The sequence below is a fragment of the Fuerstiella marisgermanici genome (genome assembly GCF_001983935.1).
GTDB classification, from domain to species: domain Bacteria; phylum Planctomycetota; class Planctomycetia; order Planctomycetales; family Planctomycetaceae; genus Fuerstiella; species Fuerstiella marisgermanici.
Window position 1 is genome coordinate 328,454 of sequence record NZ_CP017641.1, and the last position, 24,603, is coordinate 353,056.

18 protein-coding genes are annotated in these 24,603 nt (G+C 56.1%); 9 read left to right on the forward strand and 9 right to left on the reverse strand.

From position 1 onward, the window contains the following. Positions 1 to 235 precede the first annotated feature (235 nt). The 4 genes from Fuma_RS01080 to Fuma_RS01095 all read right to left on the reverse strand — a co-directional run bounded on the left by Fuma_RS01080 (position 236) and on the right by Fuma_RS01095 (position 3,951). Positions 236 to 1,351, reverse strand: coding sequence for a PDZ domain-containing protein (locus Fuma_RS01080; RefSeq protein ID WP_077022500.1), 1,116 nt, complete (start codon positions 1,349 to 1,351; stop codon positions 236 to 238). 111 nt (positions 1,352 to 1,462) lie between these two features. Further along, positions 1,463 to 2,458: a hypothetical protein gene (locus Fuma_RS01085; protein ID WP_077022501.1), complete on the reverse strand. Its 996-nt coding sequence runs from the start codon at positions 2,456 to 2,458 to the stop codon at positions 1,463 to 1,465. Positions 2,459 to 2,542: 84 nt separating this feature from the next. Beyond that, positions 2,543 to 3,172: a hypothetical protein gene (locus Fuma_RS01090; RefSeq protein ID WP_077022502.1), complete on the reverse strand. Its 630-nt coding sequence runs from the start codon at positions 3,170 to 3,172 to the stop codon at positions 2,543 to 2,545. Positions 3,173 to 3,471: 299 nt separating this feature from the next. Next, positions 3,472 to 3,951, reverse strand: a complete 480-nt coding sequence (locus tag Fuma_RS01095) for a hypothetical protein (RefSeq protein ID WP_077022503.1) — start codon at positions 3,949 to 3,951, stop codon at positions 3,472 to 3,474. A gap of 296 nt (positions 3,952 to 4,247) precedes the next feature. Between Fuma_RS01095 and Fuma_RS01100 the strand changes: the two genes are divergently transcribed. Together Fuma_RS01100 and Fuma_RS01105 are read left to right on the forward strand one after the other, a co-directional pair. Beyond that, positions 4,248 to 6,878 carry a serine/threonine-protein kinase gene (locus Fuma_RS01100; RefSeq protein WP_077022504.1) on the forward strand — a complete coding sequence of 877 codons (2,631 nt, stop codon included), beginning with the start codon at positions 4,248 to 4,250 and terminating at the stop codon, positions 6,876 to 6,878. Positions 6,879 to 7,059: 181 nt separating this feature from the next. After that, entirely contained in the window at positions 7,060 to 7,689 is a 630-nt protein-coding gene (locus tag Fuma_RS01105) for an RNA polymerase sigma factor (protein WP_077022505.1), read from the forward strand. A 55-nt stretch (positions 7,690 to 7,744) separates the two neighbouring features. Here Fuma_RS01105 and Fuma_RS01110 read toward each other — a convergent pair whose 3' ends face one another. The 3 genes from Fuma_RS01110 to Fuma_RS01120 all read right to left on the reverse strand — a co-directional run bounded on the left by Fuma_RS01110 (position 7,745) and on the right by Fuma_RS01120 (position 11,216). Beyond that, complete coding sequence (locus Fuma_RS01110) at positions 7,745 to 8,617, reverse strand: hypothetical protein (RefSeq protein ID WP_077022506.1); 873 nt, start codon at positions 8,615 to 8,617, stop codon at positions 7,745 to 7,747. A gap of 109 nt (positions 8,618 to 8,726) precedes the next feature. Beyond that, on the reverse strand, positions 8,727 to 9,551 hold the full coding sequence (locus Fuma_RS01115; RefSeq protein ID WP_077022507.1) for an ABC transporter ATP-binding protein: 825 nt from the start codon (positions 9,549 to 9,551) through the stop codon (positions 8,727 to 8,729). 210 nt (positions 9,552 to 9,761) lie between these two features. After that, positions 9,762 to 11,216, reverse strand: a complete 1,455-nt coding sequence (locus tag Fuma_RS01120; protein WP_077028027.1) for a tetratricopeptide repeat protein — start codon at positions 11,214 to 11,216, stop codon at positions 9,762 to 9,764. A gap of 187 nt (positions 11,217 to 11,403) precedes the next feature. Between Fuma_RS01120 and Fuma_RS01125 the strand changes: the two genes are divergently transcribed. The 7 genes from Fuma_RS01125 to Fuma_RS01155 all read left to right on the forward strand — a co-directional run bounded on the left by Fuma_RS01125 (position 11,404) and on the right by Fuma_RS01155 (position 21,982). Further along, the gene (locus Fuma_RS01125) at positions 11,404 to 12,132 is read left to right on the forward strand and encodes an HD domain-containing protein (RefSeq protein ID WP_077022508.1); all 729 of its coding nucleotides are present in this window, start codon (positions 11,404 to 11,406) and stop codon (positions 12,130 to 12,132) included. Positions 12,133 to 12,541: 409 nt separating this feature from the next. Continuing rightward, positions 12,542 to 14,392, forward strand: coding sequence for an AMP-binding protein (locus tag Fuma_RS01130; RefSeq protein ID WP_083731713.1), 1,851 nt, complete (start codon positions 12,542 to 12,544; stop codon positions 14,390 to 14,392). A gap of 70 nt (positions 14,393 to 14,462) precedes the next feature. Next, the gene (locus tag Fuma_RS01135; protein ID WP_077022509.1) at positions 14,463 to 15,731 is read left to right on the forward strand and encodes a thiolase family protein; all 1,269 of its coding nucleotides are present in this window, start codon (positions 14,463 to 14,465) and stop codon (positions 15,729 to 15,731) included. A gap of 85 nt (positions 15,732 to 15,816) precedes the next feature. Continuing rightward, positions 15,817 to 18,180: a 3-hydroxyacyl-CoA dehydrogenase NAD-binding domain-containing protein gene (locus Fuma_RS01140; protein WP_077022510.1), complete on the forward strand. Its 2,364-nt coding sequence runs from the start codon at positions 15,817 to 15,819 to the stop codon at positions 18,178 to 18,180. Between the two features lie 90 nt (positions 18,181 to 18,270). Beyond that, positions 18,271 to 20,199, forward strand: coding sequence for an acyl-CoA dehydrogenase family protein (locus Fuma_RS01145; protein ID WP_077022511.1), 1,929 nt, complete (start codon positions 18,271 to 18,273; stop codon positions 20,197 to 20,199). A 10-nt stretch (positions 20,200 to 20,209) separates the two neighbouring features. After that, entirely contained in the window at positions 20,210 to 21,133 is a 924-nt protein-coding gene (locus Fuma_RS01150; RefSeq protein WP_077022512.1) for a patatin-like phospholipase family protein, read from the forward strand. An 84-nt stretch (positions 21,134 to 21,217) separates the two neighbouring features. Continuing rightward, on the forward strand, positions 21,218 to 21,982 hold the full coding sequence (locus tag Fuma_RS01155) for a segregation and condensation protein A (protein WP_077022513.1): 765 nt from the start codon (positions 21,218 to 21,220) through the stop codon (positions 21,980 to 21,982). Positions 21,983 to 22,061: 79 nt separating this feature from the next. Here Fuma_RS01155 and Fuma_RS01160 read toward each other — a convergent pair whose 3' ends face one another. Further along, positions 22,062 to 24,044, reverse strand: a complete 1,983-nt coding sequence (locus tag Fuma_RS01160) for a sodium:solute symporter family transporter (protein WP_083731714.1) — start codon at positions 24,042 to 24,044, stop codon at positions 22,062 to 22,064. Further along, entirely contained in the window at positions 24,041 to 24,403 is a 363-nt protein-coding gene (locus Fuma_RS01165) for a YhdT family protein (protein ID WP_077022515.1), read from the reverse strand. Before Fuma_RS01165 ends, Fuma_RS01160 begins: the two co-directional genes overlap by 4 nt. Positions 24,404 to 24,603 lie beyond the last annotated feature (200 nt).

The window sequence follows — 24,603 nt, forward strand, 5'->3', positions numbered from 1 at the left end:
CGATGAGTTTTCGTGATCTCACGCCGACGGCGAAACGCTGCGGATTGGTTCGGTGCTGATCGCCGACAAGCCCGCAGCTGAACGCGGCCATGGTGACTGTTCTCTGCGCATAAGCGGAGGGCAGATTAGGACCGGGCCGCCGCAAATGGTGACCTCGGCCTTTCGTCTGCCCTCCGTCCGAAAACTTTTGCGGCTGGATGTTCGCTGTTAGGCGGGCCGGCCTCGGCACTTGTTTTCAGAATCGAACAGAAGCAACACGGGCCATCTGAGCGACACCTTCCAAAACCTGACTGCCGTCGTCCGACAGCAACGTCAGGTGCAGGGTGCCTCCTGATATTCGAATGGCTTCCTGCATGGCTGCTTCATCAACCAGTGGGATACCATTGCACACGGTGATCACCATTCCTGGCTGCAGGCCGACTCGATCTGCCGGCGATCCCGGTTCAACAGTGTCAACGCCCAGCCCTTTGCCCGGCAACAAAATTCCCTTCAGACCCAGGTACCACTGAACTTCCTGAGGTGGTGCTCCCACGTGCAAGGTTGTGCTGCAGCGAACCCGTGACCAGTCGCAGGTAACGATCTCATGAGTGTGACAATGAGCGATCGGCTGACAGTAGCCCACCCACCAGTGACACGTCGCTGGTCGTGTATGACACCAGTGGTTTCGATGATTGTGGTTGTGCAGGATGTTGTGGACCAGGTGCTTCCAGTTATTGTTGTGCCCGTTGTGGACATGGTTGCCGCCGGACTTCGCAGACGAACTCTTCTGTCCGTTGGTCTTCGGAAGGAACGGCACGGTCTTGAATTTCGAATGATCAAACTTCGGATTGATCAGTTTGAGGTTGTTCTTCGAGACGGACAATGATTTGCCCGTTAACGATTTTCCGGACAACGACTTGCCGGAAAAATTCTTAATCGAATTCGCCCCACGACTGTTCCACTTCAACTGCTGCCCGGTGAAGCTGCTGTTTGAATTTTTCCTGCTGCTCAGGCCGCCTGACTGAATCGGCAGACCCTTGCCGAATGACGTTCCGGGTGTTGTCGTGCGAGGTGCCGTTAGCTTCGGTGTGGACGAACCGCCCTGCTTTAGCGAACCGAATTTGCCGAATCGACTGCTACCGCGTGACGACGGTGCCTTCGACTGCAAGGATGTTCCGCTCTTCGGTTGCCCAAGCGAGCTACCGCCGCTGCGAAAACTACTTCCGCGTGAAATGCCGGACGATCCGGATCGCCCCATGCGGCTGCTCATTCCGCCACTTTTGCGAAACTTAGACTGAGCGAACGAATCCGCCGGTGTGGTTGCCAGGCAGACAGCGGCCACACAGATCAGCGTATGGAAAGAACGTCCCATGATTTCCCCCTCGTTTTCGGTTAAATGCGATCGGGCAAAGTGCCCAACTGCCTTTAGCGGGAGGAAAATTGATCTGTTACAGCTTTCTTTTGAAATCCCTGACCGCAGGTCCTAGCCGTGCAATTCGTAGAAAGTCTTCAACGAACTGTCGACGACGGCTGGGGCGACGCGGATTTCTCGAAAAACCCGATTCAGCTGAGCGTCACCGTCTGCTTTCAGAGTCTTGGCGAGTTTTTGGAGATCGCTGATCATCTCGGGCGTGATTTCGGACATTCCTTTCGGAATGCTGGTCCCCGGTTGCGTGCCCCGGCCTCGTTGCATACAGACGTGCCGGCAGAAACTTATTAGCGAGTCGCCGATTTCTCGATTGGACATATTGGCAAGGTTACCCGGCCTCGGGTAGCGGGCATGCTGATAGAGCGCCGGTAGCATGTCACGAACGGTGATCTTCGTTCCTCGCAGTTTCAGAACGTCTCGCAGCTGCGCCTTGTAGCCATTGGCGTAGTTTTCTGCCGCTCGTCCTTCCACCGTAACCAGTGGGTTGCCTGCTGATGCGAGTGTATTCAGGGCGGCCGATGCGGTGAGACCGTGGCCAGTCTTTCTCATGTGGAAATAACCTCGCGTGTGAGGAATGAATCCTCTAAGTCCCGTTCCGTAGTCTTCGGCCTTCATAAACAGATACTCCGTGCCTTTCGTGGTTTCCATCTGAACCAGCAGCTCGCGGTATCCCTTCAAAAAGGCCCAGCCTTTTTTCGCCGATCGGCCTGCACCGCCGAGGTGAGAACTTTTTCGCCTCGCCAGGTGTCTGTCGCACGCACGTTGAATGACGCCCCGTTGTTCTTCGGAAAGCTGGGACAGGTCAATCATGTAGCTGCCTTTTTCCAGCGGATGATGAACCCAACAGGCGATATACAGAGCGTGAAAAGACTTGATGTCCCAACGTCCGGACGGCGCATGCAGCATCGACGTAACGTTTGTCTGAAGCGTACTCTTCAGGAAGTTTCGAAACGATCGAATGTCTCGGAACTTACTGCGAAAGACGTCGCGAACAATCTGCTGGTCGGACGCACTTCGGGATTGAATGAGTGCTGCGATTTGGCCGTTCATGGTTTGCTCCCGCCCGCGTTGTGCTCGGGACACAGCGACGAAGGATCAAGACTGCTGCGGTTCGAGTGTAGCATCACTGGGAAGCTACGCCTTCTGCAGTTTTAGTGGCCCCGCGCCATCCAAGGTTAGCTGGTCGTGGCCGGGTAGGTAAGTGCCCTTGTAAGGATGTCGAAGGCTCGGATCTTGGCCGTAGAGAATGCGTTTGTATTTGTCATAGTATCCCACGCTGGATGGCGTCGTGACGAACATAGCCCACTCGTTCTCTCCGATCGCGTCCACGCAGCCGCATGCGCTGAGTGCGTTGTGCGTCTCAAGCATCACCAGCATGTTTTTCACACCCGCCTTCTGATGAATAGCCTGCGCGTCTCGCATGACTCCGGCACGAAACGCACCGCCGAGTGAATGCATTGATGCGGCCTTGCCTACTGCGGTGGTGCCGCCGGACGCAAGTGCTTCTACCCCCGATGTTCCGATTCCGGCTGCACCCGTTGCCGCGTTTGACAACCAGTTGAGCGCCATTCCCGCAAACCATAGTATCTTGCCGTTACCTCCTTTTGAGACCAGAAAGTGGTAACGGTTCTTACCCTGTTCCATGTCCTCGGCCCGTTGCACGAATATGCTCTCGGAACTGATTCGCAGATTCATTCTGGTGTCGTGCTTAGTGACCGTCTTGACGATCGCTTTGACATCATTCAGCGAAAGAGTGTGAGTCATCGAATAGCCCCATTTGTTCAGATTAATGGAAGAGAGTTAGAATTCGTCGTCTGCCGTTTTACCCGAGCCTTGCGGCGAGCAAAGATGATGGTCCCACCGAGCCACTGACTCATTAGGTTCCGAGATTTGTCCTTCAACTCAACAACCTGCTTGGGCGACGCACTTCCAGTTCGTCGCATTCCATCTTCGCGGTAGATTGACAGAGTCAGACCACGCGTAGATCGTAGGCGAGTCGCGCAGGTTTTGTTGGAGGTTCTGAGCCGGCCGGGGGCGATCAATGCAGCCGCGGTCATGGATTGCTAGGTGGCGAAATTGCTATTCGCTTCGTTGATCAATTTGACTATTTCGGCAGGAAACTCGTCATAGTCTTTCGCCATGGATGCGTTGATCTCATTGTTGGCTTGCCACATTTGGAAGCTGGCTTCCCGTGCAGCACTCTTGCCACCAACGGCGTAGTGAAGAATTGGTAAAGCGGTTGGCAACATGCGCAGTATCGACGCGTAGTACCCAATTTTTCCGCTGTGATGCTTGTAGCCAAAGGCGATCTCAAAAAGTCTCCGAGGTCGCCCAAACACTGGTCTCCTGAACATTAAAACGACACGCAGCCTCATGTTTTTGCTCACATTCCAGAACTCTAAGCAGGGTAACAGAAACTCATCCGGTATGATGTTCGATCGGTGTCGATCCTTGACGCTGTCAATCCAGTCGCATCCTTCTCTAAGCGCATCGATGACTTCATAGCTGTGGGCCTGCCTAATCCTCTGCTGAAGGGTCCGCATGTTTCTTCTCCTGGACTCGAGGTGATGGTCTGCATACTGTGCCACTTGAGAAACTCGTGGGGCATAACACGAAAGGCGTTTTTTCTCAATTGGCGATTTGAGTACCGGAATCAGGCTGCGGAAGGAAAATTGCGGGACAACTGGTTCGATTTCAGTCCAACGCACCCAGCTTGGATCCAGCAGCTGCGTTGCAACGGCTCCTGTTATGCGGCTACGGTTTCTCGTAAGATCGGACTACTTCAGTCGTTTTTCGGGCAACGAATCCCGACAACGCGGTGCCTTTGGGACACAGAAAAATGTCACCGGAAAACTGTCCCGACGAACCGACGATCGCCAGGTTTGCTCACGGCTTGCTGGCAGAAGATGAGGCCGAATCGGTCGTGAGCCACATCGAAACATGTGCCGCCTGCGGAGTGACGGTCGAGGTGCATGCCCGTAACGGTGACGATTTGATCAAACAGTTGCGTCACGCATCTCACCACGACCTTCCACCGGATCCCGATTGTGACCGCACTCTGGGACGGTTAAGAGAAGTCGACGTGGCCAATGTTCTCAGTCACAAAGGCGAAGACGAAGCGACCGCGCCTGAGAGGATTCGCGACTACCAGATCGTCGAAAAACTTGGCGAAGGCGGAATGGGAGTCGTGTTCAAGGCTCTTCACACGCGCATGGATCGCACCGTCGCGATCAAAATTCTGTCGCAGCGCCATCTTTCAAGACCGGATCGCGTCAAACGCTTTGAACGCGAAGTGAAGGCGATCGCTCGGCTGGAACATCCCAACATCGTGCGAGCCACCGACGCCGGTGAAGAAGACGGTCTTCCATTTTTGGTCATGGAATTCGTTGACGGTGCCGACCTGTCGTCGATCGTCAGGCAAGATGGCCCGCTACCAGTGGCAGAAGCGTGTGAAGTGATTCGGCAGGCCGCTGTCGGGCTTCAGTTTGCTCATGACCAGGGCCTGATTCATCGAGACGTTAAGCCGTCCAATCTGATTCTGTCGCCGACCTCGCCCGAGCATGCGGGGGGCTCCAGTGGAGCTGGCGGCGCAGCGGTAGTCAAGATTCTGGATCTCGGACTTGCCCGGCTACGCAGCGACGCAGCCACGGGCAAAGAAACGCAGGCGACCGAGGCTGGCGATACCACCGAATACTCCGCGGAACTCACGCGCGACGGGTTGATTGTTGGAACCATCGACTACATGGCCCCCGAACAGGCGCGAGACGGTGGCATCGCCGATGAACGGTCCGATATCTATTCGCTCGGATGCACGTTCTATTTTTTGCTGACCGGCCAGCCGCCATTCCGTGATGATCAAAAAGGAGCGATGACGAGAACGCTCGCTCGGCATCAAAGCGAGGCGCCCCGTCCCCTTTCTGACTTTCGCCGCGACGTACCACCTGTGGTCGACGCTGTTGTCACGCGAATGATGGATAAGCAGCCCGTCGATCGGTACGGCGCCATGGCCGAGGTCGCAGCATCGCTGGCTGACACCGCCGACACTGCTGATTTGATGCGTCTTCAGAACCCGCAAAAATCCAACGCTGCCCCTCGGCCAGCTAGTCGGCGAAACAGTCAACCAGCGACTCACCAAGGCCGTACTGGAAAGGGGCGTCATTCCGGTTGGCGTCGCTTCGGCCTAATCGTGATGCTCGCACTGTTTGGCGGAGCGGCATGGTTCGGCGTCACGACACGAAAGGTCGACGTTGGTCACGGAACAATGGAGGTGCAGTTTGACGACAATGCATTTGAAGGCACCGTCGTTGGCGAAACTCTGACCCTCAAGAGTTTGCAGACCGGAAAACAGCAAACACTGAAGTTGACAGCGCAAAAAACGTCGGCCCCGCTGGCTCCGGGGACGTATGAAATTTCAGTAACGACGGATAGCGGTCTCGAAATTGTTGGAGGACCGCAGCTAACCATCAAAACCGGTGAAAGTCATCAGGTTGTTGTTCGTTATTTGCCGACACCCAAACCGCCGGACGCACATCGCCGAGCGGCAAATCGCATTTTGGAACTCACTGGCAGCACGGTCACTGTTCGAGTAGCGGAGCAGGAACCCAAACTCATCGCCCGGCCCGAAGACCTGCCAGTCAAAGACTTTGAGCTGTGGGGGCTATATGCGATGGGAACCGAGTTCACGAACGAAGATGCGAAGTTGCTTAGCGGACTGACAAGCCTTCGCTCGCTGGTTTTTTACCACACCGCAATCAACGATGACGCTCTCCGTGCATTCGCCCAGTTTCACCGCTGCAACTACATGGCGTTGGCCGAATGTCCCGTGACGTCGGCCGGAGTCATCCCGCTTGTCAGAGCATTGCGCGGGATCACTCACCTTAATGTCGACACAACCGGTGTGGGAGCTGATTTGGTACCGGAGGTCGCGAAGTGTGAGTCGCTGCAATGGCTGGGGTTGCCTTCGACAATCTCCGTGACTGAACTTCAACCGCTGAGCAAACTTAAAAACCCAATTCATCTCCGCTACTACGCGCCGCTAAAGGATGGCGATCTAAACCTACTGACAAAACTTCCCCTGGACTTCGTGGCACTGAATGCTTTAAACCTCACAGGCGAAGGATTCACGCACCTGAAGTCGTCGCCCACGCTGACCTCGCTTGGTTTAAAGGACGGAGCTGGTGTAACTGCGACGTCCCTGCGAGACCTGAAGTCCTGGCCAGCGCTGCGGCGATTGGAGTTCTCTAATTGTGATCTAACTGGTGAAAAACTAGCGGCTCTAAGCGAAGTGCGTCAGTTGCAGACGTTGCAGACGTTGCAGATCAACGCAGATTCGTTGTCTTCGGAGGATCTCGCGAATTTGAAAGATTTGCCAGAGCTGACCACTTTGTATTTATTTAATGCGGGGCTGAGTAATCCCGACATCACAGCCCTGAAAAAACTGCTGAAGGGCTGCCAGGTGATCACGAAGTAACTCGCGGCCTGCCGAATTCCGCACGAGAGAGGTTGACCCGAGTTGATAAACAGACCAACCTGCCTGACAATGCGAGGAAGCCAGATCGCAGGCGGACCGGACTCCAATCGAAGTTCGTCTGCTCAACGTCGGCTCCTTTCCTGTTGCCGCGTTTGCGATCTTTTCAGGCAGGTCTTTTTCGTTGTCACGTCCGAGTCAAACATCATCCACGCTTCTGGAACGCATTCGGGAATGTGATCAGGAGGCGTGGGTTCGGTTTGTTGATCTGTACGGCCCCACGCTGTACGGTTGGTGTCGTGCGGCCCGTCTGTCCGACGACGATGCGGCGGACGTGATTCAGGACACCTTCCGCGCCGTGGCTCGCTATCTTGACGGCTTCAAACGAGAATCCGGTCAGAAAGGCGCACTCACCGCGTGGCTGTGGAAGGTGACTCAAAGCAAGATTCGAAACCATTGGCAGCGGATCGCTCGCAGCGAACCCGGTCAGGGCGGCAGCGACGCTCAGCGGCGACTTGCCGAATTGCCAGATCCGTTTGGTGACCTGGCGGATGACGAATCCGTTACGGGCGATGGATCGCTCATCATCCGCGCGGCAGAATTGATTCGACCTGAATTCCAGGAATCCACCTGGAATGCGTTTTGGCGTGTGGCGATCGACGAACAACCCACGGACGTCGTCGCAAAACAACTGGGCATCAGTGTCGCCGCCGTTCGTCAGGCCAACTACCGAGTTCGCCGCCGCCTGCGGCAGGAACTACAGGGTGTGGTGACGGTGTCAGAGGAACATCCATCACTCGAGCCCGGCATTTGATTTCGGACCGAGGCCGTGATTCCAACTTGTGAACTCGCGTATCGCAGCACTGCGCCTACTTTGCGACGACTCGCCGTGTCACGATTTCCGGGACGGCTTCGTCCTGCGACGTGGAAAAGCCGGTGACGAATTCCAGTTCACTTAACGTTTGTTCTGTTTCGTGAATACTGTCGGCGACTGAATCGACTTCGTTTGACAGCATTGCCGGGTCACCGCGGCTGATCCCCATTTCCGCCAACGAACGAATCTTGTTCTCCAGCCGCTTCTGTTCGGCCTTCACTAATTCGTAGCTGTCGCGCGCCTGCTCGAAGTTCTTCTGCCGCTGCTTACAGGTGTTCAGGTTGTCCTGTAACGTTGCCATTATGCGAGCTCGCTGTTCGTTTTGCGGACGCTCGGCTTCGCGTTCCAGCCGCGACTGCACCTGTCTCGTTTCCCGTTCGATTTCATCGATCGTTGTGGTTTCGAAAAATCGGTTTAACGAATTTTCGGTGTACAGCAGTTTCAGAAACAGCCACAGCAGGCGGTCCAGCCCATCCAGCCGGACTTCAGCGAATGTGCCGTCCGGTTCCAGAACACCGTTCGCGGTCTGATACTGTTTGGTGATCGCGCGAAGTTCTTCGCAGCGACCCATCAATTTACGAAACCGCTGCTGAGCACCTCGGGGCAGTGACGTGAGCATCCGTCGCATGCGGACTTCAGCCGTCTTCGCATTATTCTCTTTCAGCTTCTGCTGTTCGGTGATGTCGACGTACTGGCGAAAGCGGGGGTGAGTTCCGACGAAGCCCAGCCACGCCATTTCGCCAGCGGCGACTAGCGAAAGTCCGACCTCCGGCTGTTGCGACATCATTGAAAACCCGACCCCTGCCGCCAGGCCTAATAGGTTCCAGCGGTTCGCAAAGGCGGCTTTGATGTATTTAGTAAGGCTCACGTGGATTACGTTCGGTCTTCAATTGACTGGGAATACCGTAGCAGAAAATTTCGAAGTTTCCGCGCCGCAGCCAGTTGGCTTTATGGCTGTCGTGAAAAAATGCTTCCGGCTACATTGCGCCCGCATGGGCGTTAGCGGACTCCAGTTCTTCAAGGATATCACGGATTCCAAAGACGGTCTTTTGGAAACCTTCTTCTCGCTGCATTTCCAGAGCTGGTCGATCAGGCGGCTCTACTTCGATTTGATGCAGCAGCGTACCAGGCGACCGACTAAGAATGAACACTCGGTCGCCGAGGTAGACAGATTCTTCAATCGAGTGCGTTACAAAAAAAACGGTGGCCTGCACTTCTCGCCACAAATTCACCAGCAGGTCCTGCATCTGCATGCGGGTATGTGGGTCGAGTGCTCCGAACGGTTCATCCATCAGTATAATCCTCGGTCGTAGAATCAGCGTTCGAGCAATCGCGACTCGCTGCCGCATTCCACCGGATAATTCGTGTGGAAACTTGCCAGCGTCTGAATCCACATTCAGCCCGACTTTACCAATCCATGATCGAGCCTGCTCGTGGCGTTCTTCCCTGGACACACCGCGACATTCCATACCGAAGGCGACGTTGTCCAGCACTGTGCGGTTGTCGAAGCTGGTGTAATCCTGAAACACCATCCCTCGATCCGGTCCCGGTCCCAGCACTCGTTGACCTTCCACCAGCACCTCGCCGGTGGTCGGTGGATGCTGCGGTGTCAGTCCGGCGATCATCCGCAGAATCGTACTCTTGCCACAGCCACTGGGGCCCAATACCGAAATGAACTCGCCATGATTTGGTACATCGGGAACCGCAAAGTTAATGTCTTTGACGGCGGTGAAAGCATCCGGCCGACCGTAGTTGTATGTCTTGGAAACGTTTCGAAATTCAACGACGTTTGGCGATGACATGAGGCGATTGACCTGTTCGATATGGTGCGTGCAGAGGTCCGAATATGAATAGCTAAAGGTCAAACGCAGGGAACAGCGAGGCGGATCAAAAAACAGGCACGTTATCGGCTACAGCCAATCTCGCTGACGGGTAGTCGCGGAACAATCGTTTCGGGCGATGAAGGCTGTTTCCCACAAGCCCGAACCGTCCATGAGAGAAGGGAAACTGCTTTAATCGTCGTCGAAGTCTTCGAATTCGTCGCCGCCCTGAATTTCTTCCAACCGCTTTAGCACGTCACGGTAGTCGTAGTCGACGGACAGAATTTCGGTGTAATGGTGTTCGGCAAGTTCGTTTTTCTTAGCCTTCTCGTACATGCGGCCAAGGCAGTAGTGAGCGTTCTTGAACGGATCCGGTTTTTCTTTGTAAGTCAGCGTTTCCAAAGCCTTCTCAAACTGACGCCGGCCGAGATCCATTTTTCCGGTTCGCATAAAGCATTCGCCCAGCGACACCAATGAATCTTCCTTCAGCCGGGAATCGGCAGATGCCTGCTGGAACAGTGGAATCGCCAGCTTGTACTGCTTCGTTTTGCGATAACGATCCGCCAGTTCGAAACGCATTTTCATGTCGTTCTTGTTGCGCTCAATGCGAGACGCCAGAACTTCGATTTCGCGAACGACAAGGTCCTTCTTAAGCGCATCCGCTTTTTCCTTCAGCCGTTCTTTGTCGGGATTCTTGCGAGCGCGGTCGTTGGCTTCCGACGCTTTGTCCTTCATGATTTCCAGTTCGATGTCTTCTTTTTCCTCCTGCAAAGACACGCTGTTGTTGAAGGTTTCCAGACCTTTGTCGAGGACTTCGATGGCTTGCGGGAACTTGCGCTGATCGCGCAGTACGTTCGATAGCTTCGAATACAATGCCTCGTTCTTCGGGTCCTTGCGAATAGCGTTTCGCAAGTCTGCTTCTTCAGATTCGCCGGGAGCGACAGAATCTGGTGCCGCACCGCGCCGACGACGCCGGTCGGCATCGTAAGCGCTTGATGCACCCGCGTCGCCTGATTTGCCGGACTTGTCCGCCTTTACGTCCTGAGTCGATTCGGCCTTCTCGTAGTTCCCGCGATCCATCACCTTTTCAGCATCGATTTGCGACATCTTTGAACGCGCTTCGCCATCACTTGGATCAGCTTCATAGATTCGCTGGAAGCACGCGCGAGCTTTGTCGTATTCGCCCCGTTCCAGCATGACGTCGCCGAGGCCGCGGTTAAAATCGATGTTGGTCTTGTCGAGATTCACGGCGGCGGAATAGGCGTAGGCCGCGATTTCTCCGCGGTCGAGTTCCTTCGACGCGGCGCCCAGATCGGCGTATAGTTGAGGATCCCACGGATTGACCAGCAGTCCATCTTCCGCCAGTTTGTCGAGCGTATCCCAATCCTTTTTCATCCGAGCCTTTTTCATTTTGCCTCGGATCGACATCAGCTTCATGCCGGCCATTTTCGCGCCACTGCCGTTGTCGCCGTACATCTTTTTGCAGCAGCCGTGTTTCGTTTGACGGTACAGCACAACATCGGGCTTCATTTTGACGGAATTGCCGAAACAATTGACCGCGAAATCCCAGTTCTGCCGGTTCATGGCGTCGGTGCCTTTTTTGTACCATTCCTGAGCGGCACCGGCTAATGGATCTGCTTCTCCCATATTTTCTTCCGTCTTTTGTTTCGGTCCCGAACCCTGCAGAATCACGGCTGTCTAAACAACATCAGCCGATCGTATTATAACTTAGATTGAGGGCGAAATCAGGTTTTGAATTCTGCTGCCTCGTCAATGCAGGTTAACATACCACACCCCTTCCACATACCCTCAGACCGAGTAGTTGCAGGCCATTATGGAAGCTGACAAGCTGCGTCGAAAAATCTGCTACGCTGCCGCCCAACTTCTGAACACGCGGCAGGAAACCCGGTTCGTTGCTGCCCGGTGGCGCGCCGCTCGAGCGATCACCAGCAGCTACGTGGATTCGGAATCGCTACCCACGGATCTGGAAATCCGGATGGCGCTGCAGCAACTGGTTTCTACCGTGCTGCCGGCTGAACCCCTGCCTGCTGAGTCGTATGACCAGTTTTCTGATGACGATTCCGCAGACGAATCTGACCTGTCCGAGTCGCGTTTCGATCAATATCTGGCATTGCTGGAGCCGATGGATCGCGTCCGGCTAAACAGGGACACTCATCCGGAAGGCGACCTGCTGTACCACAGTCTGCAGGTGTTTGAGCTGGCCAAAGACGCTCGCCCGTGGGACGAAGACTTCCTGATTGCGGCCCTGTTGCACGACGTCGGCAAGGGCATCGATCCGTTCGACAACCACACGGCGACATTAAACGCGCTCCACGAAATCGTCAGTCCGCGAGCTTTTTGGTTTGTCGAAAATCTGCCGACTCAACATCGCCTGTATGACGGCACAATCGGCGTGCGAGCACGGCGCCGTTTAACAGCTCACGAAGACGGTGAAGAGCTGAAACTCTTGGCACGGTGCGACAGCGAAGGGCGTGTCCCGGGGCGCCCGGTCAGTTCGCTGGACGAAGTGATTTGCTTTCTGCGAGAGTTGGCGTGGGAGTAGCGCTGACGTTTCCTAGCGCCCCGTCAACTGTCGAATAACAGCGATGTTGTCCTGCTTTTGGACGTGCCGCAACCTGAACGCAGTAAACGAGTTGCGAACATTCCGCTGGAATCGTATTTGACCCGGGCTGATTGGACACCTAGCCTTTGTTTAGACGGAATGCGACGCGCAGCATCGTCCTCCACGCGTTTGCATTGACCCAAAAACATGGAACTTGATCGTTCAACGGAGAGTCTAAATAAGTACAACCGCGAACTGCTTTCATCCGGTAACCAAACCCAGAAGGAAGGGTGTCTGAACTCTAATTCGGACTGCCTGGAAATCTGAAAGCCAGATCGCCTCTAACACATCTCTACCGGCCTCTTTGTTCGTTCAAAGTGGTGGGTGGTGCTCTGAAAGTGAGGTAGACATGGCCACGATTTTCAATGGCGATTCTGTGCCGGGCAAGCCCCGCCACGACGCCCCTCCAACAACACTGCCCGGCGATACATCGACCGGTGCCACTGATGCGAATCCAGGTAATCCTCCGAATCGCATCGCTTCTGCAGATCAAGGCGGCGATGCCGTGACGCGGACTACCGCGTCCAGCATCGACCGCTATCCGGTCGGCGTGCCTCGCCGCCTCGCATATCCCGACATACCTGCATGGGGACTGCTTGAACGAGCCGCCATGCTGATTCCCGGGCGTGCCGCGTGCATCTACAACGACGTCGAATGGACGTGGGAAGAACTTAATCTCGACGCCATCCGCACGGTTGAATGCCTGCGTCGTTTGGGAGTTCAGCCCGGTGATCGAGTCGGCGTGCTGTTGCCGAACGTTCCCGAATACCTCATCGCGCTCAACGGTATCTGGCGTGCTCAGGCGGTGGCGGTGGCACTCAGCCCAATGGCTGTGCCGGACGAGATCGACCGCATGCTGGAAGCGACTGAATGCAAAGTCGTGATCTGTCTCGACATGCTGGTGTCGTTGATTTCGGGCGAACATCGCCCCGACAAGACTCTGCTGGTTTCGTTAAGACCTCAGCTTCCCCTGTTCGAACAACTGGGCTATCTGTTCCTGCGCAAACGCCGCACAGGGTTATGGTGGATGTCGGCCAACGAAAAGGTCGGTTGGTTCTGGGAAGAAGTGCGCGGGACAGACTCGACCGCTCAGCCAGCAGCCAGCGAGGCTTCCAAAGCCGATTGGTCGACAGTCCCCGCCTACATTCTGCCCACCGGCGGTACGACCGGCGAACCCAAGGCGGTGACGCTCAGCCATCGCAACATGGTGGCCAATGCGTGGCAGCAGTATTACTGGGCGGGAGCCGCCGTCGGCAAAGAGACACTGCTGGCTGTGCTACCGTTCTTTCACAGCTACGGTTTGTCGACGAACGTCATGGGCGGAGCCGCCATGGTGGCCACGCTGATCATGGATCACCGCTTCAACGTTCGTAAAGCGATTCGAATGATCGAACAGTACCGCCCAACGGTCTTCCACGCCGTGCCTGCGATGCTGGTTGCGATGAACGAGCACCTGAAAACTCACAAGGCGGACTTAACGTCATTGAAATGGGTGATCAGCGGCGGAGCTCCGTTGCCTGAAGCAGTTGGTCGTGAATTTGCAGAACACACGGGAGCGCTGGTCGTTGAAGGCTATGGCCTGTCGGAAGCGTCGCCGGTCACGCACGTGGGGCCGCTCGACGACACGTCCAGCTTTGGCACGATCGGGTTGCCATTGCCGGATACCGCTTGCCGTATTGTCGATTCCGAAACCGGTCAAGTCGATGTCGCGCCGGGCGAAGTTGGCGAGCTATTGGTGCGCGGTCCACAGGTGATGCTGGGTTATTGGCCTTCCGTCAAACCCGGCAACGAAGACGACTGGCTGCACACCGGCGACCTTGCTCGATTGACGCCTGACGGCTTGTACCAAATTGTCGAACGCAAAAAAGATTTGATCATCACCAGCGGTTTCAACGTTTACCCACAGGACGTGGAAGGAGTGCTGAAGAAGCATCCGTCCGTCAAAGACGCCGCAGTTGTTGGCGAGCCTGACGAACGCAAAGGCGAAATAGTGAAGGCGTTTGTGGTGCTGAACAGCGGTGCCAGGTTCGACGAAGACGAACTGAAGGAGTTTTGCCACGAACACCTTTCGTCTCATAAACGGCCGGCCGTTATTGAACTTTGCAAAGATGACTTGCCCCGAAGTTTTTTGGGAAAGGTGATCAGAAGGAAGTTGCGGTCGGAAACGCCGACCGGCGAAGACGTGGCCAGTGAAGGCTGAATAGCAAGCGACACCGCGCAGAACGCGGCTATGGAATTTGTAGCAAGGGGATCGGAAAGGGAGAACGAAGATGAATAAGCCACTCGCCATTTTAAGCGGCATGCGAACGCCGTTTTGCAAAGCGTACACCAGCCTGACCGATGTACATGCGGTTGACTTGGGTGTTGCCGCTGTCACTGCTGCCTTGGAGCAAGCCAAAGTGGATTCCGACAGCATCGATGAAGTTGTGATGGGGAACGTGTCCGCTCCGGCCGACGCAGCAAATATCGCTCGTGTCGTCGCGCTAAAGTCAGGGATTCCACAGGACCGGATTGCGCACACGGTTAACCGAAACTGCGCGTCGGGGATGGAATCCATTCTGACCGCGTGGCAGATCCTGAACGAAGGACGAGCCAGCACCATTGTGGCGGGCGGAACTGAATCGATGTCCGGCATTCCCCTGCTGGTTCGTCCCAGCGCGGCAAAGTTATTGACGGCGCTAAGCCGAGCCAAATCGATGGGGGCAAAACTGAAGGTGCTGGCCAAACTGCGCCCCAAACACTTCAAGCCAGTACCTGGAGTCATGCTGGGGCTGACTGATCCGTTTTGCGGACTGAACATGGGACAGACGGCTGAAAAGCTGGCCCGGGAATTCAATATCTCGCGTGAGGACCAGGACCGATTTGCCCTGGACAGCCACGTGAAGGCGGCGGAAGCTCGTGAGCGTTGCTTCTTGTCGGGAGAGATTACGCCACTGTCTGATGTGGAGAAAGACAACGGACCACGTGAGAACCAAACGCTGGCCGCTCTGCAGAAACTGCGTCCAGTTTTCGACAAAGACGGCAGTGTCACGGCAGGCAACAGTTGCCCATTGACCGACGGAGCGGCGGCCGTAGTGCTGACGACAGCTGATGCGCTCGATGTTAATTCAGTCAAACCGTTGGGCTATGTGACGGGTTACGCCATCGCCGGTTGCGATCCTTCGCGAATGGGACTGGGGCCGGTTTATGCAACGGCAAAGCTGCTGAAACAAACCGGGTTGCAATTAAGTAACTTCGATTTGTTTGAGATCAACGAAGCCTTTGCGGCTCAGGTTCTGGCGTGTCTGGCGGCGTTTGAATCCGATGACTTCGCGACCAGCGAACTGGGCCTGTCGAAAGCGGTGGGCACGATTCCTCGCGACAGACTTAACGTACACGGTGGAGCAATCGCTTTGGGGCATCCGGTGGGAACCACGGGAACTCGAATGATTATCACGCTGCTACGAGCGTTAAATGAACAGGGATTGCACAGAGGTCTTGCAACGCTGTGCGTCGGTGGCGGACAGGGAGTCGCAATGGTTGTGGAGACGGCCGTTTAGGCCAGGACGAGTCGTCAACCGCCGAAGTGCCTGCCAGGGGAAACGGGAAGATTTAAAAAGAACGCAATAATCAGGGAGCATCATCATGATCAGTAAAGTAGCCAACCATTTTCGAATGGAAGAAGACAACGGCGTCGTCACTGTGTGGATCGATGTCGCTGGCAGTTCAATGAACGTGTTCAACAGTTCTGTGATCGAACGGTTGGAAGACGTGGTGACCGAGCTGGAATCGTCAACAGCCGACGCTGTGATTTTCCGCAGTGCCAAACCTTCCGGATTTTTTGCCGGCGCCGACGTGAAGCAGATTGCACAGCTATCGGGCCGCGAGGAAGTCAGTGCGGTGGTCGCTCGTGGACAGAAGTTGTTTGCTCGGATTGAGCGACTACCAATGCCGACCATCGCTGCGATTCACGGGCCGTGTTTGGGAGGCGGGCTGGAGTTCGCGCTGGCGTGTTCACAGCGCATCGCGCTGGATAGCTCTGCGACTCGCCTTGGACTGCCGGAAGTACAGTTGGGCCTGATTCCCGGTTGGGGGGGATCTCAGCGTTTGCCGAAACGCATCGGACTGATCGCGGCTTTGCCGATGATTCTGCAGGGGAAAAAACTGACCGCTGCCCAGGCACTAAAGGCGGGGTTAATCCATGCCGTCGCGAAAGAAGCAGACTGGGAGGCGACCCTTTCGCGTCGTTCGACCTTCTCAAAACCAGCGAATGGACTGCGCCGTCGCCTTGAAGATTCGTATCTCGGCCGGTGGTTTATTCTGAGAACGGCTGAGAAAAAAATCGCACGTGATTCGAAGAACTACCCCGCGTTAGCAGCGGCGTTAACAGCCGTGAGAGCGGGCTTTGACCGGCGATGCGACGGATTCGCCGTTGAACGCGATGAGTTTACAAAACTGATCGAAACGCCGACCTGTCGCAATCTGCTGACTCTGTTCCTCTGGCGAGAAGAAGCACGCAATTTGAACTTCCGGAGCTCAACGTCTTTGCGGCGCGAAGACAGCACTGCTGATTCTCGTCCACGCTTTGAGCGTCAGATGGCGGAGTCACACGACTGGCAGAATATGGCAGAAGTGTCAGGTGGGGGCGCTGACGGACACGATGAGCCCGCCGCTGACGGTCGAACGAGTCGGCTTGGAGAAGTTGATCAACAAAAGCTGCGGACCATCGGCATCATTGGTGCTGGAGCCATGGGTGCTGGCATCGGTCAATTGGCTGCGTTGAAAGGCTACGACGTCGTCTTCAAGGAACTCAACCGCGAACTGGCCGATGCCGGGATGGCTCGCGTGACCAGGCTACTCGACGACATGGTCGCGAAGCGGCGGTTGTCGAAGAGCGAGTATGATGCAGCGCTGGCTCGGGTGCAGGCGACGAATAACTTCGAAGACATGGCCGACTGCGATTTGGTGATTGAAGCGGTCGTCGAAAAGATGGATGTCAAACGTGCCGTGTTCGCGTCTCTGGCTGCAGTGCTGAAACCTCATGCCGTGATTGTGTCCAACACGTCCGCGTTGTCGATTGGTGAGATGGCGGCGGCAACAAGCCGGCCCGATCGAGTAGCCGGGTTGCACTTCTTTAACCCTGTGCATCGCATGGACCTGGTTGAAGTTGTGCGAGCAAAAGACACCAGCGACGACACGGTGATGATGCTGTTGAAACTGGTGAAGACGCTGGGCAAGACGCCAATCGTGACCAGTGACTCGCCAGGATTTCTGGTGAATCGCGTATTGTTCCCGTACATCGGCGAAGCTGTGCGGATGGTGATGGAAGGTCATTCGCCCCGCGAACTGGATCGCGAGATCAAGAAGTTTGGCATGCCGATGGGCCCGATCGAGCTGGTCGACCATGTTGGCTTGGACGTGGCATGGCACGTAGCGGGAACACTCGAACATGTGTTGCCGGAATCCGGTGACGTAATTCGTTTTCTGGGGAACATGGTGGCTCGCGGCTGGATGGGGAAAAAGTCGGGACGCGGGTTCTACGACTACATTGAAGGAAAACGGGGAGACGCGGCCGATCTTTCAGCGCTGCTAAGTTCGGCACATGTACCCACGGAAAATAAGCCAGGCGGCGTGCGGCCGTTTGAAGACAGTGATGTCCAGCGGCCCAACATTGGCGCGTTTCTGGATGACCGGTTGAGTGATATTCAGCGTCGTCTTGTGTACCCGATGATCAACGAAGTTGGATTCTGTATGCAGGACGAAGTTGTGGCCAAATCCTGGATGGCGGATCTGGCGATGATTCTTGGGACTGGGTTTGCTCCGTTTCGAGGTGGGCCAATGACTCTGGCAGAATCGATCGGGCCGCAAACGTTACGAAACAACCTTAATGTGTTGGCGGCAAGGCACGGAGAACGATTCAAGCCATCGGCATGGCTGGTCGCTGCAGGCCGCCCGTCACGCGAAACAAATTCGCAGCAACGCCAGGAAGGCGTCAATGGGACTGTTTAATGATGGAGGCCACAAATGCATTGACGACAACAGTTTGAAACGGCGATCCGAACCAGAGGATGAAACCTACTTCCATGAAAGGGGAGAACCATGAGCATCGATATCAAAGACATTGCACCGGAAAACGAACCGCAGCGTTCTGGCGACGTATCGTTCGCTGAAACGGCGTTGCGACTCGGCGGGAAGTCTGCTGAGGAGGCTCGGCGGACGGGCGTGCTGGATTCGGCCGATGATCAGGTCGAAACGATGTTCGCGGAACGCTATCGCACCAATGCCAGCCCTGTGCATCGAGCCGTCTGGGAACGCCGCGTGCCCACGGATCTGTTTCACATGGATCTGCCGCCGATCACCGACGATGTCAGGCAGATGATCAACGACAGCCTGCACGTCGTGCGCAAACATAAACGTGAAGGGACGCTTTACAATGAGCTTGGAAAGCTGACTGACACCGTGCTGGATGATCTCGGCCACGCCGGCTACTGGGGCGCACTTGTCGAAAAACGATACGGCGGCTGCGGGCTTCCATTCCAGCACTTTGCCGCCTTCCTGACTCGCATGGCCACCATCGAACCAACCGTTGCCGGCCTGGCGTCGGTCCACGGGTGCATCGGCGCGGTTGATCCGGTTCGTACGTTTGGCACGGCGGCTCAGAAAGAACGATACCTGCCACTGCTCGCCAGTGGGCGTCGGTTAAGTGCCTTCGCGCTGACCGAACCGGGCGCGGGTTCTGACCTGACCGCGTTAAAAACCACTGCCGCGCTGGATGGTGATCACTATGTGGTTAACGGTGAAAAACTATTCATCACGAACGCAGTTCCGGGGCGCACGATCGGACTCGTTTGCCTGATTGATGGCAAGCCAGCGGTTCTGGTGGCCGACCTTCCTGAAGAACAGAACGATTCGTTCCGCCTGAACGAATATGGGCTGTACGCGTTGCGGCGAGCCCACAACAACGGGCTGATCTTCAAGAACTTCCGCGTTCCGAAGGACAACCTTTTAACGCCACCGGTTGGCGACGGCTTGACGATTGCGTATCACGGTTTGAATCTGGGGCGAGTCGCTTTGTGTGCCAACGCGGCAGGGACGATGCGAACCATGCTGGCCAGCATTTTGCCGTGGGCAAAGTTCCGCGAAACGTACGGGCAGCCGATCGCCAACCGTGAACTGGTGCAGCGGCGAGTCGGCCATATGGCCGGTTTGATCGTCGGCTGTGATGCTCTGGTGCAATGGTGCGGCGGGCTGATCGACCAGGGTTATCGTGGAGAAATGGAATGTATCATCGCCAAGATCTTCGGCAGTGAAGCTCAGAAAGAAGCGGCCATTGAACTGTTCATGAAGACTCATGGCGGCCGGTCGTTTATTCGCGGCCATCTGTTCGGCGATAACGTGCATGAATTCCTGGCTCCATGCATTTACGAGGGTGAAGGCGAAATGCTGGGCATGGCGTTCTTCAAGTCGCTGGTGAAGCAGCACGGCAAGGATTACTTCGAATCCATCGGCCGCATTCTGTACGACGCGGGTATCAAACAGCCGAACCTGGCCAACCCAGCTCATCTGTGGAAACTGCGTGCTCCGATGACAGCGTACGCGAAGTGGTACGCGGGACGACGTCTGCTGGGCGTATCGCGAGATTCGTTGGCCGCTTTGCCGGGCGACCTTCGGAAGCATGCGGAATTTGCGCGGGACTTCCTGAGTGGTTCGGCGTTCGACATCAGTGCGATGATGAGAACTTATCAACTGAAGCTGGCGGATCGTCAGTGCAGCATGGCTCAGGCCTCACTGGCGGTGCAGGACGCGGTGACGATTTTGGTGACGGCACTGCATGGGGCAAAATCGGATTGCGAGATTACTCGCGCTGCCGCTTCGGTGCTGTGTACTCATCTGAAACACCGCATGTTAGGCACAAAGCCGAATGGTCGAGACTTCCGACGCGTAACTTCGCTGGGCGAAGCGATCGCGGAAAGCGGCTGGGCAGCGTTGCACGATGTCGATGCAGAAGAAGTGCTGATGCGGTATTAGGAGCGAAATCATGATTGCAGCAAACCACAATCAGAAAGCGGTCCTCGCTCTGGGTGGCGGGGGAGCTCGCGGGGTGGCTCACCTGGGAGTCATCGAAGTGCTTCGCCAGGTGCCGATCGATATTGAACGCTTTGTTGGTGTCAGTATCGGAAGCCTGGCCGGTGCGCTGTGCGCGGTGGACGACGACTGTGACCGCGTGCAGCTGAAGGTCGTGGAGTACCTGATGTCGGAGGCGTTTCAGCAGAAACAGGCGGAACTGTTTCTGGCGGCGCCCGAAGCAGATGAGCCAGCGGTTTCAGGCCTGTTTGCGTGGTATTACCAGGTGCGCAAGTTCATTGGTGCTCGACGGAAGCTGGCGCAGTTGTTCAGCAAGCCAGCTCTTCTGGAAGCGAGCGTCATGCAGGACGTCGTCGATGCGCTGATTCCCGACATCGACATTCAGGACACCACGATTCCCATCAGTATCGTGGCTCTGGATCTGTATTCCGGAAAGAAGGTGGTCTTAACCGAAGGTTCGCTAAAGCTGGCCGTGATGGCGTCGGCTGCAATTCCGGGCGTCTTTCCACCCGTGAAGTGGGATAACATGTTGCTGTGCGACGTCGGAATGATGGATGCCGTGCCCTCAAAAATTGCGAAGTCGTACGGTAGTCCTCTCACAATTGCCGTGGATGTCAGCGGGACCGTGGAACCGATCGATAAGTGCGAAACGGCGGGTGATATCTTCGTTCGCCTGTACGACATCGGCGAACCATTGGTGCGCGAGTACACTCGCGGGATGGCCGATTTGTTGATCTGTCCCAATGTGTCTCACATGCCGTGGTACGATTTTTCTGATCCTTCAGCGCTGATTCAGCTGGGGCGTGAAGCGACAAGGATTCGACTTGAAGAAGAATCGATGGATTTCCGAGAATTGCTGAAGCCGGTCCGGTTATAACGCCGAATTGGGAAGTGAGACAGTACGGCGTGAGTGCATTCATGCGCGCCGGGCGTCGCTTTTCTGGCAGACCTGGGGTAGCCGATGAATCTTGCGGAATATCGTGTCGATCTGCGTCAGTACGGCGGGCCGCTGGATCTGTTGTTGTACCTGGTGCGACGTCACGAGCTGGATGTATGCCAGATTTCACTGGCAAAGGTCACGCGAGACTTCCAGAGCTACATGGAAGTGCTGGAGTTGCTGGATCTTGATCTGATGGGCGAGTTTGTCGTCATCGCCAGCACGCTGCTCGAAGTCAAATCACGCGAGGTTCTGCCGCGTCCGGAAGAAGTTGTCGCGGACGACGAAATCGAAGAATCCAGCAGCGACCTGATCGGTCAGTTGCTGCAATACAAGCGCTACAAAGAAGCGGCGAAGTCACTGGACGAGCGAGCGTCCGAATGGCTGGAACGTTACCCGCGGCTTAGCGATGATCGCCCTGATCAAAAGCGTGACAGCTCAATCGACCGCATTCGTGAAGTCGAATTGTGGGACCTTGTCAGCGCGTTGGCTCGCATTGTGCGGCTGCCGGAAGTGGCAAAAGAGACCAGCATCCGCATGGATGAAACGCCGATCGGTGTCCACCAGGACCGCATTCGAAAACGGCTGGCAACGGAAGAACAAGTGGCCTTCAGTTCGTTCTTCGAAAACGAAAAACTTCAGTCCCGCATCGTGGGCATCTTTCAGGCCATCCTGGAGCTCATCCGGCACGAAAACTATCGAGCTCAGCAGCCCGAACTTTACGGAGAAATCTGGGTGCTGCCGCCCGCCGAGCAGTCCTCGCAATCCGACGACGGAACCAGCGAGTGACAGCGCCGCTGCGACGCGGCGGCTGCCTCACATCACGCGATGAACGGTAGCGCCGCCATCGCATGATCCAGTCAATCTGTTAGTCTGCCGCCCTGCCCTCCGCCTGTTCAGGCTTATCGGATCGGCTTGTGTAGAAGTACTTGAGAACGAGTTCTCGTGGCGGCGCCGGTGTCATTTTTGACACGACGTAGCCGGCCAGAAACGAGACGCCGATGCCGACCACGACCGGGTCCAGTTCAAACGGCCGCCACGGCTTTTTGAAACCGGCGTCGTGCATGAACGCTCCCACGATGTACAGCGCGAGATGGCTGAAGAATCCGGCGGCCATGCTGGCCATCGCTCCGGCAGCGGTTGTTCGCTTCCAGTACAGGGCAAATGCCATCGGTGCCAGAAAACAGGCGGCGAGACCACTGCCAACGTAGACGATCACGTATTGCAGAATGTCGGGAGGATTCATGGCCGCAATCACCACGCCCGTACCGATCACCAACGTCACCGTGTAACTCATCCGTTGCAGCGTCTTCTGAGAAGCGTCCGGATTAATGTTGCGTTGATAGATATCGCGAACGACAGACGACGAAATCATCAGCAGGAAACTGTCGACGGTCGACATCACCGCCGCAAACGGAGCGGCCACCAACAGTCCGGCCAACCAACCCGCTCCGATATTTTCTGTGAGGGTGACGGCCATCTGAGGCATTATGCGATCGGATTCCACCTCCATGCCGGGCAGAAGCAGTCGAGCACAGCAGAAAATGACCACCAACGGAAAATAGATGAAAGAGAAGTACACAGCGACGGTTGCGATCGAAATTCGCAACGTGCGAGTGTTGTTAAACGCCATCAGGCGGACCATGCTGCTGGGCTGTCCGGTACCCGAGATGGCCCAGTAGAAGAACATCGAAAACGCGAGACTCATCGGGAGAAATCCACTCAGCTCCGTCGAATGAGCGCCCGGTGCCGTCACGAACCCGCCCGGTTGGTCGTCCGGGGGGAATGCGGCTGCGGTTGATTCGTTCACAGCCTGAATCCGCACTTCCGTGTTGACGACGACATCTACCTTGCTTTCGCGAATGCGCGACTTGTCGCCAGCGTCAACAATTTCGATGGCGCTGACAGTTGCTGAGCCTGGTTCAGGGAAAGCGACTGTTGTTCCTGTTCGGAAGATACGTGGCGGGCTGTCATCTGTTTGCAGCCATGTGCCTGCAGGCACGTCTGTGGCTGCCTGGTCGACTTCGATAACAATTTCCGCCTGATGAGGGGGAACCATCGCGGCCAGTTGTTCAGTGGCGTGTTGCATTCCACCGACCTGAGAAATCGCCAGCGGCAGCATGATGACGACTCCCGCCACCATAACAACACCCTGCATCACATCGGTCCAGACGACCGCGTGGAAGCCGCCCCACGTCGTGTAGATAACGACGGCAACGCCGAATGCCAGCAGGCACAAGACGTAACCGGGATCCAGTCCGGACATCATGCTGTTGGACGCCAAAAAGACCCCGACACTTGTGCGAGCCCACTGGTAGAGTTCGTTATCTCCCAGCAACGTTTGCAGAATCATGCTGCCGGCTTTGAATTGAGCCACCAGATTCACACACGTGAAGAAGACAATCAGCAGTGTCGCCATGATCGAAAACTGGGGCATCTGAAATCGGTCGCGAAAAATGTCGGGCACCGTGATCGCGCCGGTCTTTCGAGCCACCTGGTTGATGCGTTTTCCCATCAGCCCCATCGTGCAGATGGGAAAAATCATATAGCTGCCGATCCACAGCGCGAGGACCCAGCCGTGCATGTAGATCAGCGACGGGAACCCCGTAAACGACCCACCCGAAGCACTGGTTGCAGCAAATGTCAGCGCGAGGGCCCATACGCCCAGGCTGCGGCTGCCGAGGAAGTATTCGTTTAGGAAGCTGCGATTCTTCAGCAGCTGACTGGACAGTGCTGCCAGTCCAAACACAGCCAGCGTGTACAGCAAAAATGTGACCAGTGCGGCCGTTCCGGCTGCGGCCAGTGTTGGAATTTCTGTCAGTGATTGCAGTGAAATCAGGTTGGCCATCATGCGACTCCTTCGCTGGTTGATGGCGAGCTGTTTCCGTTGGCTGCGTCCTGTTCATCGGGTTCCGTGCCCAGGTCGGCGTCCTTCATTTTGAAGATGCAAAACCAGATGGTCACGATGTCAGCGGCCAGCCATGGCAGAGCAATGCCGTATGCGACCCATGCCGGAATGCCAAAGACCGTGGGGAACGTCTCCGGTGTAATGCTACCGGGATCGGGGTATCCCTGTGTCAGACAGGCGGCCAGCGTCCATATAAAGCAGGCCACCCACATCAATAGTATCCAGCCAGCTTCTCGCAGACTGTCAACAAAAAGCGGATCCGGTTCGTATTCGTCGCCGAGGGACGTGGTGGGAGAAGTCACGCAGAAAACCTGTGGGTGAGAGTATCGGCGGGGAGGTCGTGAAGGCCGCGATTCCACACTTTTTGACCGACGCTGTCAATCGACTGCCTGCGGAACAACCTTGCGTCGGCCCAAAGTCCGCACAGAGATGCCACACCCGGATGGTGTGAATGTAAGCCGGAGATTACGTCGAAGAGGTCTTGATTTGCGAGCCGTCCCGC